Raw genomic sequence first — 14706 nt, forward strand, 5'->3', positions numbered from 1 at the left:
CGACGTCACACCAAATCGCGGGGGTCAGTGTACCAATAAACAGGGACAGGGTCGGTTTACAACCCATGGGCAGACCCCACGTTGACAAACCGACTCGGCTGACGCTGACCCGGTCGGTGAACCCCCGGGTCCCCGACCGCCGCTCCCGGTCAGGGCTGAATGAGCTCGTAGGAGGTGCTTCGGCCGCCGGAGTTCGAACGTTGCAGGACACCGAGTTCGACGAGCTCGTTGATGTCGCGCAGCGCGGAGTCTTGCGAGGACTTTGTGATGATCGCCCACTTCCGGGTGGTGAGATTGCCGTGGAATCCGTCGAGGAGGCGGTTGAGCATGGCGATCTGGCGGGCGTTCATGGGCGTCTGCACCCAACGTCGCCAGAACCGGGCCTTGGTCAGGACAGCGTCGACTGTGCCATCGGCGTGATCGATCGCCCGCTGCAAGGCGGCGAGAAACCACAGCAGCCATTCGGTCACATCGAGCGTGCCCTTCTGGGTGCGCTCCAGAATCGCGTAGTAGGCGTTGCGATCTCGCTGGATCTGTGCCGAAAGGCTGTAGAAGCGAAGCGAACTGTGGTCGGCGCGCGCCAACCACAGGTCGCCGAGCGCGCGTGCGATGCGTCCGTTGCCATCGTCGAAGGGATGCACGGTCACGAACCACAGATGTGCCAGACCGGCTTTCACGATCGGCGGTTCGGTCGCGTCGCGATTGAACCAGTCCAGGAACCGCGCCATTTCGGTATCGAGCCGGGTGGCGGGCGGGGCTTCGAAATGCACGCGCTGGTGACCGTAGCCTCCGGAGACCACCTCCATCGGACCGGTTTCATCGGTGCGCCATCCGCCGACGCGCACACGTGAGATGCCGGAATGTCCCGTGGGAAAGAGTCCGGCATGCCAGCCGAAGAGCCGATCGGCGGTCATCGGCGTGTCGTGATGGACCGTCGCGTCGCCTTATTCGCCGCAGAATCTGCGGTGAATAGAGTGGTCATTCTCCGCATCGACCCACGTCGTGCTGCCCTCAGGGGTTCAGGGGAGATCGGTGAGGTGGGCGTTTTGGGCTTGGGCGGTGACGTGGAGGCCGGCGGGGGTTGGTTGGATGGCGGTCAGGCGAGCCCCTAGGGGGAGGCGTTGGAGGGGGATGGTGAAGGTGAGAGATTGGCGGAGTAGGGCGAGGGGGATGGTTAGGCCGCCGGTTGCGGGTTGGGCGGAGATCGGGGTGACCTCGATGCCGTTGTCGGTGGGAGCGACGGTGACGATGACTGCGGCGGGGATGGGGATGCCTTCTACCGAGAAGGTGCCGGTGATGCGGAGGCCGTCGGGGGCGTAGGAGATCGAGTCGACTTCGGTGGGGGCGAAACCGCGGACGGTGTCGTAGGGGACGACCGCCGTGGCGGTGGCGGTCGCGGCGACGAGGTTCGAGGTGCGGTTGTTGAGGATGTCGGTGAGCGGGGCGGAGACGTCGGTCATAGTGACGTTGAGGTCGGTGACGGTGAGGCCCTGGCCGGTCCATGTGTCGGCGTGGACGCGGACGTCGCGATAGGTGCCGTCGACGGCTTGGGTCAGGAAGGGGAAGCCGCCGATGTCGACGCGTGGCTCGTTCGGGAGGTGGTATTCGGCGGCGATTTTGCGGCCGATCTCGTTCTGCGCCATGGCGACTGCGATTCGGTCCCCTGCGAGCAGGGCGATCACCAGCACGATGATCAGTATCAGCAGTCCGCGCATGCGCTCACTCGTTCGTCCATCCCACCATCATGCTGTGCATCCCGAGCGGCCGCCGGGGAGCCTGAGTCGATCTCATCGAGCGGCGCCCCCACCGGCGCCGGGAGGAACCCGATCTCGATGAAGTAGTCGAAGTAGCGGCTCAGGATTGCCTCATCGACCGGCGCGAGGGTGAATGCCGGCTCGCTGCCCTGCTCAGCGGCGGTATCGGGTTCGCCACCGGGTGCCGCGTAATTGCCGATGAGTGCTGCCGCCCGGAGCAGGGCATCGTCACCGACCGCAAACGCCGTCTCGGCGGCATCGGCAACTGCCTCGGCGAATTGCCCCGGCTCGACCACGGTGACAGGGAAACCGCGCCGCCGGGCCTGCGCCGCGACCGCCTGCCAGATCCCCTCGCTCGAACCGGTCAGGTAGTGAATGTTGCTCGGCGCGTGCGGATCCCGCGAGAACCGAACGAGCTCGGCGGCGGCGTAGTCGACCGGCGCCATCGGCAGGTCGACGGCACCGAATTCCGGCCACACGCCGAGCACCACCATCGCCCGGATCATCGTCGTCACCGCGTCGTCGATCGGGCCAGCGCCAGTGCGGGAATCGCCGGTGAGCTGGCCTGGCCGATAGATGGTTGCGGGCAGGCCACGGTCGATACCGGTCAGCACCAACTGTTCAGCGACCCATTTGCTGAGTGTGTAACCTCCCAGACCGGCCGGAACGCGGTCGTCGCCCGGCATCCCGTCAACCACGGACGCTGTGGACACATAGTGGACAGGTTTGACCCGCGCGGTGCTCGCCAACCTCAGCACCTCTGTCGTGCCGGCGACATTCGCGGCGCGCATCCGGGAATACGGTTCGAGATGGTTGACCTGGGCACCGTTGTGATAGATCACGTCGATCCGCTCGGCCAACTCGGCGAACCGGGCCGGTTCGACACCGAGTAGCGGGCGGGCCAAATCACCTGTGACAGCGACGATCCGGTGCCGATGAGCAGCGACATCGACCCGATACTGTTGCGCGACAGCGTCGATACGCGCCGCCGCGGCACCATCGTCGGCCGCGCGAACCAAGCAGTAGACGGTGGCCGTCGACCGTTCCAGCAACTCGCGCAGCAAGAAGATTCCGAGAAAGCCGGTGGCGCCGGTGAGCAGTATCGCTTCCGGCTCTCCCTGATGCGGTGCGGCGCAATTTTCAACGCTGATAGCGGGATCGAGCACCGCGTCGGCGGCCGGGTCGGCCGCGTCGGCAACGTCGGACCCGTCGCGCAACGCCGTGGCCAGCGCGGCAACGTTGGAGTGCCCGAACAGCATTCGTACCGATACCGGCGTGCCGAGCGCGGCGGTCAAACCCGCGCAGGCCCGGATACCCGACAACGAGTTTCCGCCCAAGGCAAAGAAGTCGTCGTCCAATCCGACCTGCTCGGCGCCGAGTACGTCGGCGAAGACCATGGCGATGGCCTGCTCCTCCGGGGTGCCGGGGGCACGGTACTCGCGCGCGACGATAGGCGGAGCAGGCAACGCCGTCCGGTCCAGTTTGCCGTTGACCGTGACCGGAAGCGCATCCAGCATCACCCACGCCGACGGCAGCATGTGCGCAGGCAACCGCCGCGCCAGCGCCGCTCGCAGCTCATCGATGACGATCTCGGAGCCGGGCACGGCTACCAGATAAGCAACCAGCTGATCACCCAACCGCTCATCGGCCCGAACCACCACAACCGCTTGCGCCACCGATTCGACGGAAACGAGCGCGGACTCGATCTCCCCCAGCTCGATACGCAGACCACGCAGCTTCACCTGAAAGTCGATGCGGCCCAAGTAATCCAGCGTGCACCCGGCGACGGATTCCGGCCCATGCGCAGGGACCCACCGGACGAGGTCTCCGGTCCGATACAACCGCGAACCAGGCTCGCCCCACGGGTTGGCGACAAACCGCTCAGACGTCAGACCGGCACGATCGTGGTAGCCACGCGCCATCGCCGCACCGGCCAGATACAGCTCACCTGCCACTCCGGCAGGCACCGGATTGAGCCGGGAATCCACCACGAACGCCGTCACACCGGGCAGCGGCGGACCGATCGTCACCGGTTGACCCGCAACAAGTTCCGTATAGGTGGCACCGATCGTCAGCTCAGTCGGCCCGTAGCTGTTCACATAGCGCCTACCCGGCTGCCAGACCGACACCAGCTCCGCGGTCGCGGCGTCACCGCCGGTCGTCACGACTTCCAACCGCTCGAGGCCCGCCGGGTCGATGGTGCTCAACACCGCGGGCGTGATGATCGTGTGCGTCACCTGCTCGCTGCGCATCAGCTCGGCCAGCTCGTGCCCACCGAGCAGCGACGGCGGCACCACCACCGACGTGGCCCCATTGGCGAAGGCGCACAACAACTCCTCCACCGATTGATCGAAGCTCGGCGAACAGACATGCAGCACCCGATGCTGTGGCTCGATCCGGTTCATGCCGGTCGAGTACTCGATCAGCGGAGCCAAACCGGCATGGGTGGTGACGACGCCTTTGGGCAGACCCGTCGAACCAGAGGTATAGATCAGATACGCGGGATGCGCCACGGACAACCGCCTGATCCGATCGGCAGCACCGACCGGAGCCGCGGACGCCGCGGCACACCGCTGCTGCGTCAGCGCATCGTCGAGCACCAACCACGCCACGTCGCCAGGTAGCTCATCGACCAACTCCGCCGCGGTCACACCGATCACCGCATCTGAATCAACCACTATGTGCCGCAACCGATCCACCGGATAATTCGGATCGACCGGCACATATGCCGCACCCGACTTGGCCACCGCCCAGATCGCCGCGATCATCTCATAGGACCGCGGCAATGCAAGTGCCACATACGATTCCGGGCCGATCCCCTGCCCGATCAATACTCGCGCCAACCGCGACGAATACTCATCGAGTTCCCGATAGGTGACCGACCGGCCACGATCGCGCACCGCGACCCGATCCGCGCCGAACGCCATGCCGCGCAACAGCAGATCCGGCAGCAACACGACATCCGCGGGCGCACCGCCAGCCATCTGCGTGAGCTGCCTGCGCTCGTCCTCGGCCAACAGCAGCAGATCGCCGACCGCCGACTCCGGTTGGTCGACCATCGCCGACAACAACCGCGTGAATCGCTCGGCGAACCCTTGCACGGTGGCTTCGTCGAACAGATCACGCGAGAACGACAAGACGCCGACCATGCCGGCAGCTCCGTCGCCGGCCGCACGGATCGTCAGCGACAGATCGAACTGCTCGGTGCCCGCCTCGTAATCGACCGCGCCGATCCGCAACCCGGGCAACTCGAAATCGGCATCCGGCAGATTCTGGAACGACAACATCACCTGGAACAGCGGATGGCGCGCCATCGACCGCGCCGGATTCAACAGCTCCACCAGGCGTTCGAACGGAACGTCGGCGTGCGCGAACGCGGCAAGATCCACTTCCTTGGTGCGCGCCACCAATTCGGTGAAACCGAGCTCACCAGGCACCTGGGTCCGCAGCACCAGCGTGTTGACGAACATGCCGATCACATCATCGAGTTCGGCCTCGCCGCGACCCGATATCGCGGTACCGATCGAGATGTCGTCGGTGCCGGACATGCGCGCCAGGAACACCGCCAGCGCGGCATGGACCACCATGAACAGCGTCGCGTTCTCCGCACGCGCGATGGCCAGCAAGCCCTCGTGCACCTCGGGCTCGACCTGGAAGACCACGTGCCCGCCGGCCGAGGACTGCACCAGAGGCCGCGGTCGATCTGCCGGTAGCCTCAATTCATCCGGCGCACCGGCCAATGCCGCCCGCCAGAACCGCATCTGCTCCGAGAGCACACTGTCCGGATCATCCTCGGACCCTAGTACCTTTCGCTGCCACAGGCTGAAGTCCGCGTACTGCACCGGCAACGGCGCCCATGCCGGAGCCTCGCCCGCCAATCGTGACGCGTACGCCGCCATCACGTCGCGAGTCAGCGGACCGATCGACCACCCGTCGGCGGCAATATGATGCGCGACCACCACCAGGACATACTCGGCGACTTCGGAAGTCACGTCAGCGGCGGCGACTTCGAAGAGCGCTGCACGCAGCGGTACTTCGGTGGTCACGTCGAAGCCAGCCGATATCATTTCGGTGATTCGCGCCGGAAGTACTTCGACGGCAACCGATTCCGAGACGAAGTTCAGCGCCGCTTCCGTCACCGGCAGAATCACCTGCACCGGATCCGCCTCGGTCTGCGGATAGATCGTGCGCAAAACCTCATGGCGGGCAACCACATCGACTACCGCCGACCGCAAAGCGGCAACATTGAGCTCACCGGTCAACCGCAGTGCGGCCGGAATGTTGTAAGCCGCAGAAGCGGGATCGAACCGATTGAGGAACCACATCCGCTGCTGAGCCAACGACAACGGAACACGCTCCGGCCGTGCACCTGCCACCAACGCCACCCGGCCCGACCGCGCATGCTGTTCGACCCACGCAGCCAATGCCGCAACCGTCGAAGCCTCGAACACCGCACGCACCGCAACACGCACACCCAACGCAGCACCCAATCGTGCAGTCAACTGGGTGGCAACGAGCGAGTTGCCGCCGAGTTCGAAGAAGTCGTCGTCGAGCCCGACCCGCTCTACACTGAGCAGGTCGGCGAACACGCCGGCCACGGCCTCCTGCAGGGGAGTCTCCGGCGCACGGTACTCACGCACCTGGAACACCGGATCGGGCAACGCCTTCCGATCCAGCTTGCCCGAAGCGTTGAGCGGCAACTCCGCCAGCATCACCAATGCCGACGGCACCATGTAGGGCGGCAACCGACGGCCCAGCGCCGCCCGCACCGCCTCGACATCAGCCTGGTCGGCCCCAACCAGGTAACCGACCAGCTGATCGCCCGCCGCCGTCGTCACGACCTGCGCTACCGCCTGGCGCGCGGTCGAGCACGCAAGCAGCGCGGCCTCGATCTCACCCAATTCGATCCGCTGACCACGGAACTTCACCTGGAAGTCGGTACGACCGACATACTCCAGAACACCAGAAGCGTGCCAGCGCACCAGGTCACCGGTGCGATACATCCGCTCGCCGGCCGCACCGAACGGATCAGCGACAAACCGATCAGCGGTCAAATCCACCCGGCCCTGATAACCACGCGCCAGCTGTGTCCCCGCGAGGTACAACTCGCCACGCACCCCGACCGGTACCGGCCGCAACGCCGAATCCAACACATACGCCCGCGAATTCCATACGGGAGCACCGATCGGCAACGACACGGGCAGCACCTCGCCAACTCGCCACGCGGTCGCAGTGATGGTGAACTCGGTGGGGCCGTAGCCGTTGTACACCGCCGCATCCGACACCTGACGGAAAGCAGCAACCGTCGCAGGCGACAACACCTCACCACCGGCGAAAACTACCCGTAGCGAACGGTATTCGGCAGGTGACGGCGCAGCGGCGAAGACCGCGAGCAAGGACGGGACCACTTCCAGCACGGTCACTCCGTGCCGCTCGATGACCTCGGCTTGATACGCCGGATCGCGATAGCCGTCGTGCGTGATCATGACGGTACTTCCGCCGACCATCAAGGGGCCGAACATCTCCCACACCGACGGATCGAAGGTGAACGGCGTCCGCTGCAACATCACATCGGTCTCGTCCAACCCGAGCACATCGACCATCCAGCCCATCTGATTGACCAGCCCTGCATGGCTGACGGCCACGCCCTTCGGACGACCAGTCGAACCGGAGGTGTACAGCACATAGGCGGTATTGCCCGCACGCAACACCCCGCGCCGCTCGCCTGCCGCCACCGGCGCACCGGAATGTCGCGCCAGGTCCACTTCGTCGACGTAGCGCACCGGCAAGACACCGGCAGATCCCACACCGACGCCACCCGACGCACTCTCGTCACGGCGGGTGGTCAGCACACACACCGGCTTCGCACCGGCCAGCACATACTCGATCCGCTCGGCGGGATGCTCCGGATCCACCGGCACATAACCACCACCAGCGGTAAGCACCGCAAAGACCGCGACAAGCATGTCGACCGAGCGGCGAATACCGACCGCAACCAAAACCTCTGGGCCGACACCGATCTCGATCAGCTCGCGCGCCAACCGGTTCACTCTCGCGGAAAACTCCGCATAAGTGAGTGTCTGCCGGGCCAGCGCCTCGGCACCCGGATCGAAGACAACCGCAACGGCATCCGGGCGCGCCAGCACGTGGGCCTCGAACCAATCCAGCACACTCACCGAGTCGGGCGCCACGTGCGCGGTCTGATTCCATTCGCGCAACACCACCGCCCGCTCGGCATCGTCGAGCAGATCGATATCACGCACCCGTCGCTGCGGATGCTTCGCGATGGCCGTCAACACCCGCAGATAGCGATCAGCGAAACCGGCAACTGTCGCGGCGTCGAACAAATCAGTGGCATAAGAGAATTCGACGGAGAGACCGACCGCACCCGGCTCGCCGCCAACACCGACGGCCTCGCCGATGGTCAGCGACAGGTCGAACTTCTCGGTGACCTTCGCGAATTCGACTCCGGAGATCCGCAGCCCCGGCAGCTCGAACCCACCCTCGGGCAGGTTCCGCACCGTCAACATCACCTGGAACAACGGGTTGCGGTTCAGCGAGCGCTCCGGAGCGAGGAGATCGACCAGACGCTCGAACGGAATATCACTGTGCGCGAACGCCTGCAGATCGCTGTCACGGGTAGCGGCGAGTAACTCGGCGATGGTCAGCTCACCACGAATCCGCGTGCGCAGCACCAGCGTATTGACGAACATGCCGATCACATCATCGAGTTCGGCCTCGCCACGTCCGGCCACCGGAGTGCCGATGGAGATGTCGTCGGTGCCGGACATGCGCGCCAAGAACACCGCCAGCGCGGCATGGACCACCATGAACAGCGTCGCGTTCTCCGCACGCGCGATAGCCTGCAAGCCCTGATACACCTCAGGCCCGACCTCGAACCGCACCTGCCCGCCGATCGAGGACGGCACCGCAGGCCGCGGCCGATCCACCGGCAGCGTCAATTCATCCGGCGCACCGGCCAATGTTGCCCGCCAGAACCGCGCCTGCTCCGAGAGCACACTGTCCGGATCATCCTCGGACCCGAGCGCTTTTCGCTGCCACAGGCTGAAGTCCGCGTACTGCATCGGCAACGGCGCCCACAAAGGTGCCTCGCCCGCGCAGCGGGCAACGTAGGCGGTCATCACATCACGAGTCAGCGGGCCACCCGACCAACCGTCGGCGGCAATATGATGCGCGACCACCACAAGGACGTACTCAGCGCCTTCGGAAGTCACGGTCGCCGCGTCGGCGCCGACAACGTCGAAGAGGGCTGCACGCAGCGGCACCTCGGTGGTGACATCGAAGCCAGCCGACACGATTTCCGCGATCCGCACCGGAAGCTCATCGACGGCAACCGATTCCGAGACGAAGTCCAGCACCGTTTCCGACGCCGGCAGAATCACCTGCACCGGATCCGACTCGGTCTGCGGATAGATCGTGCGCAAAACCTCATGGCGGGCAACCACATCGGCCACAGCCGACCGCAAAGCGGCAACATCGAGCTCACCGATCAACCGCAGTGCCACCGGAATGTTGTAAGCCGCCGAAGCCGGATCGAACCGATTCAGAAACCACATCCGCTGCTGAGCCAACGACAACGGAACACGCTCCGGCCGCGGACCAGCCACCAACGCCACCCGGCCCGACCGCGCATACTGTTGGACCCACGCAGCCAGCGCGGCAACCGTCGAAGCCTCGAACACCGCACGCACCGCAACACGCACATCCAACGCGGCGCCGATCCGCGCGGTAACCCGCGTCGCGACCAACGAGTTGCCGCCGAGTTCGAAGAAATCATCATCCAACCCGACCCGCTCCACGCCGAGCAGGTCCGCGAACACACTGGCCACGGCCTCCTGCACGGGTGTTTCCGGCGCGCGGTACTCACGCACCTGGAACACCGGATCCGGCAACGCCTTCCGATCCAGCTTGCCCGAGGCGTTGAGCGGCAACTCCGCCAACATCACCCATGCCGACGGCACCATATAGCCAGGCAGCCGCTCGGCCGTGAACTTTGCCAGCTCCGCGGCGTCGACCGAAAGATCCGACACCGCAACCACATACGCCACCAACTGCGGACCGGTGGCGCCGTCGACCACCGACACGACCGCTTGACCGACCGCCGGATGCGCGAGTAGTGCAGCCTCGATCTCACCGAGCTCGATGCGTTGACCACGTAACTTCACCTGGAAATCGCTGCGACCGACGTACTCCAGAACACCAGAGGCATTCCAGCGCACCAAGTCACCGGTCCGATACATCCGCGCACCGGCCGCGCCGAACGGATCAGCGACAAACCGCTCAGCGGTCAGATCCACTCGCCCTTGGTAACCGCGCGCCAACTGTGCACCGGTCAAATACAACTCACCACGCACGCCGACCGGCACCGGTCGCAACGACGCATCCAACACATACGCCCGGCAATTCCACACCGGTGTGCCGATCGGCACCGAACCGGACGCCACCTCATCCACCCGCCACAAGCTCGCGGTAATGGTGAACTCAGTAGGGCCGTACGAGTTGCACACCACGGCATCGGACACCTGACCGAAGGCCGTAACCAAGGAAGGTGGCAACACCTCACCGCCAACGAAAACCAGGCGCAGCGAACGGCATTCCTCGGGTGATGCCGACGCGGCGAACACCGAAAGCAGCGACGGCACGAACGAGGTCACCGTTACCCCGTACCGCTCGATCACCTCGGCCAGATACCGCGGATCACGGTGACCATCGTGCGCGGCAATAATCGTGCGCGCTCCGATCATCAACGGGAAGAACAGCTCTCGAACCGAGGGATCGAAGGTGAACGGCGTCTTGTGCAACACGACGTCGGTACTGTCCAACCCGAGTGCACTGATCAGCCAACCCAACTGGTTGACCAGGGCGGCGTGGCTGACCGCGACACCCTTGGGGCGGCCCGTCGAGCCCGACGTGAACATCACATACGCCGTGTTCGAAGCACGCAACGGCGCCAACCGATCCGCATCCGTCACCGCGGCATCGGAATAGCCGGACCTGTCCAGCGTGTCGATCTCCAGCCGACGCACCGTCTCCGGCAACGCCAACTCATCACCTGACGTGGTCAATACACACACCGGCGACGCGGTGTCGAGAATATGGGCGATCCGCTCGCCGGGATGATCCGGATCAACCGGCACATAGGCACCACCGGCGGTCAGCACCGCGTACACCGCGACCAGCATGTCCACCGAGCGACGAATTCCGACCGCAACCAAAACCTCTGGGCCGACGCCGATCTCGATCAGCCCGCGCGCCAGCCGATTCACCCGCGCGGCGAACTCCCCGTAAGAGAGCGTCACGCGCTCCAGCGCCGCACCCTCTCCCGGATCCGACACCAACGCAACAGCATCCGGCCGCGACCCCACATGCGCCTCGAACCGGTCCAGCACCGTGACCATCTTCCGCAGCGCATGCGCAGTCCGGTTCCAGTCCCGCACCATCATCGCTCGCTCACGGTCATCGAGCAGATCGATGTCACGCACCCGTCGCCGCGGATCGCCCACCAACGACTCCAACACCCGCACGTACCGCTCAGCGAGCCCGGCCACCGTCGCGCCGTCGAACAGATCAGTGGCATAAGAGAACTCAGCCGACAGGCCGCCACCACCCGACTCACCGAGGGTCAGCGACAGGTCGAACTTCTCGGTGACCTTCTCGAATTCGACACCCGAGGCCCGCAGCCCCGGCAGCTCGAACGTGCGCTCGGGCAGGTTCTGGAACGACAACATCACCTGGAACAACGGGTTCCGGTTCAGCGAACGATCCGGAGCGAGCAGATCGACCAGCCGCTCGAACGGAATATCGGCATGCGCGAAGGCGTGCAGATCGGTGTCACGGGTCGCAGCCAACAAGTCCGCGACTGTCAGCTCACCACGAACCTGCGTACGCAGCACCAACGTGTTGACGAACATGCCGATCAGATCGTCGAGCGCGGCCTCACCGCGCCCGGCCACCGGAGTGCCGATCGCGATGTCATCGGTACCCGACACACCCGCCAACAACACCGCAAGCCCCGCGTGCAACACCATGAACAGCGAGCCATGATGTTCGCGGGCCACGACTTGCAGCCGCTCGTGCAGCTCCGCTCCGATCGAGAACCGCACGTGCGCACCGGAGAACGACCGGGTGGCCGGGCGCGGCCGATCGAACGGCAGCGGCAACTCGTCCGGCACACCGGCCAAGGACGAACGCCAATACTGCGCCTGAGCCGAAATCACGCTCCGCGCATCATCTTCCGAGCCGAGCACGCTGCGCTGCCACATACTGAAATCCGCGTACTGGACCGGCAACGGCGACCACACAGGTACCTCGCCTGCGGCGCGCGCGGCGTAGGCGAGCATCAGATCGCGCGCCAACGGGCCCAGAGACCAACCGTCACCGGCGATGTGATGCACCACGCACACCAGCACATGCTCGGTCTCGCTCACCCGCAACACCCGCAGCCGCAGCGGCGGCGCCGCGGTCACATCGAACGCCGTGGCAAAAGTCTCCACGATCAACCCGCGAACCGGCTCCAGATCCACGGAGGTGACCACAGACTCCGATCCCGCCCTCGGATCGTCGTCAGCAGCCACTACCCCGAGCTCTGGTGTTGCCCGCGGATCGTCGGCGGCGAGCACCACCTGATAGCCCTCGCCGTCGTGGGAAGGATAGATGGTGCGCAATACCTCGTGCCGCTCCACCACATCGCCCACCGCAGCACGCAACGCGTCCAGATCCAGCGCACCGGACAACCGGACGGCCATCGGGATGTTGTCCACGACGCTCTCGGGATCGAACCGATTGAGGAACCACATCCGTTGCTGGGCGTACGACAACGGAATCCGCTCCGGCCGCGGCATCGGCCGCAACGGCAACACCCCGTCACCTCCGGCCAACCAGGCGTGCCGCTCCACCTGTTCAGCCAACCCGGCCACGCTGCTCGACTCGAACACCAGGTGCAGCGGAATCCGAGTACCGAGCGCGGCACCCAACCGTGCCGCAACCTGGGTTGCCAGCAACGAGTTGCCGCCGAGCGCGAAGAAGTCGTCGTCCGCACCGACCGGCTGACCCTCGTCCGGCCGCAGCACTGCCGCGAAAACCTCGGCCACGATCTCCTCGGTCCGCGTGGCAGGCGCTCGGAACTCCCGCGCCGTGAACACCGGCTCGGGTAATCGAGCCCGATCCACCTTGCCGACCGGGGTGAGCGGCAGCTCGTCGAGCACCATGATCGACGCCGGAATCATGTACGCAGGCACCGACTTCGACAGGAACTGCGCCAGTTCGGACGGCTCGAGAGTGACGCCGGGACACGCGAGCACGTACGACACCAACGCGAGGGCGCCCGAAGGCAACGCACGACCCACGGTGACCGCGAACGCCACATCAGCATGCGCGGACAGAGCGCTGTCGATCTCACCCAGTTCGATCCGCAACCCACGGATCTTCACCTGAAAATCGGCCCGACCCAAATGCTCCAACTGGCCGCCGTCGGTGCGGCGCACCAGATCACCGGTGCGATACATGCGCGCCCCGGACACACCGAGTTCGGCCGCGAACGGATTGGCAACGAACCGTTCCGCGGTCAACCCGGACCGCCCCGAATACCCTTGCGCCAAGCCAGATCCCGCGATATACAGCTCGCCGGCCATCCCACGCGGCACCATCCGCATCCGCGAATCCAGAACGAGCAGACGGGAGCCCTCGGTATCCCGGCCAAGGGTGACGGACGCACCCGCCGTCATCGGCCCGGTGGTGACGATCACCGTCGTCTCGGTGGGACCATAGGCGTTGAACACCACCCGGTCGGCCGTGGTCCACCGCTGCACCAGCGCGGGGTTCAAGGTGTCACCCGCGCAGATCACGGTCCGGAGCTCCGGAAACGCCTCCAGCGGAACCGACTCCAGTGCACCGGGGGTGATCGTCAGATGGGTGATCCGCTCCTGCTTCAGCAGCGCCGCCAGCTCATCGCCGCCGAAGACCGTCGGCGACACGACAACCAGCGTGGCGCCCGCCGCGAAGGTGTGCACGAACTCCAGGATCGAAAAGTCGAAGCTGGGCGAGCTCAGGTGCGTCACGCGCGACGTTGCCGTAATGCCGTACTGCGCACTGGCCACCCGAGCAATACCCTCGCTGGTGACCACCACCGCTTTCGGTCGTCCGGTGGAACCGGAGGTGTAGATGAGGTAGGCCGGGTGCTGCGCGGTCAACGGCCGAACCCGGTCGCCGTACCAGAACTCGTGCCTCGGCTGCGCCGAAACCTGTTGCAGCACAGCCGGATCATCCAATACCAGCCACTCGACATCGTCCCCGAGCCCAGACCTGTGCGCCGAGGTGGTGAGCCCGAGCACCGACCCGGAATCGGCCAGCATGAACTCGATCCGGTCGCGCGGATACACCGGGTCGACGGGCACGAAGGCCGCGCCGGTCCGAGCGACCGCCCACACCGCAAGCACCGACTCGATACTGCGGGCAATCGCGATCGCCACCATGTCACCGGGACCGAGACCACGAGCGATCAACTCACGAGCCAACTGCGCCGAACGCTCATCGAGCTGCCGGTAGGTGAGCTCACGATCCTGAAACCGCACCGCCACCCGCTCGGCAGCCGACTCCCCCGCCCCAGTCAACACATCGCCGAACAACGGAACAACCGCCTTACGACGACGACCAGAGCGCACCTCTCGACGCGCGTTCATGCCAAACCCTCACTTTTCGAACCACACGTCACGAACAACGGACGCACCACCCCCATGCCGACCACAGCGGAAGGACGGGACGAGCCACGCTCAGGTCGTATAGCCTGGCTGTCCCTAGACCACCTAAACGCCGGAAATGTGGCCCACTCCGGCCCATCGCACCAGAGTTTCGCTAGTCTTCCCAGGTCTGAGGGCCGCAGGCGGACCGTTCACCTCGAAAGTCATCCCATGTCCGTCTAGACCATCGGACAAAG

General features: G+C 65.5%; 3 protein-coding genes. All 3 read right to left on the reverse strand.

Annotated elements, in window-relative coordinates; genetic code table 11:
* Positions 1–149 precede the first annotated feature (149 nt).
* Positions 150–914: a Fic family protein gene (locus ACGFNJ_RS10875; protein WP_393445857.1), complete on the reverse strand. Its 765-nt coding sequence runs from the start codon at positions 912–914 to the stop codon at positions 150–152.
* Between the two features lie 105 nt (positions 915–1019).
* A complete protein-coding gene (locus tag ACGFNJ_RS10880) occupies positions 1020–1715 on the reverse strand; it encodes a DUF2993 domain-containing protein (RefSeq protein WP_393445859.1) in 696 nt (231 codons plus the stop codon).
* Positions 1700–14452 (reverse strand): amino acid adenylation domain-containing protein, encoded by a 12753-nt coding sequence (locus ACGFNJ_RS10885; protein ID WP_393445861.1) that lies wholly within the window; start codon positions 14450–14452, stop codon positions 1700–1702. The genes ACGFNJ_RS10880 and ACGFNJ_RS10885 overlap by 16 nt, the downstream gene beginning before the upstream one ends.
* Positions 14453–14706 lie beyond the last annotated feature (254 nt).

This window comes from Nocardia sp. NPDC049149 (assembly GCF_043197455.1).
In the GTDB taxonomy this organism is placed as follows: domain Bacteria; phylum Actinomycetota; class Actinomycetes; order Mycobacteriales; family Mycobacteriaceae; genus Nocardia.

Excerpts from the sequence above, each read along its gene's own strand:
- ACGFNJ_RS10875 (WP_393445857.1), bottom strand. The coding sequence starts at position 914 with ATGACCGCCGATCGGCTCTTCGGCTGGCATGCCGGACTCTTTCCCACG.
- ACGFNJ_RS10880 (WP_393445859.1), bottom strand. The coding sequence starts at position 1,715 with ATGCGCGGACTGCTGATACTGATCATCGTGCTGGTGATCGCCCTGCTC.
- ACGFNJ_RS10885 (WP_393445861.1), bottom strand. The coding sequence starts at position 14,452 with ATGAACGCGCGTCGAGAGGTGCGCTCTGGTCGTCGTCGTAAGGCGGTT.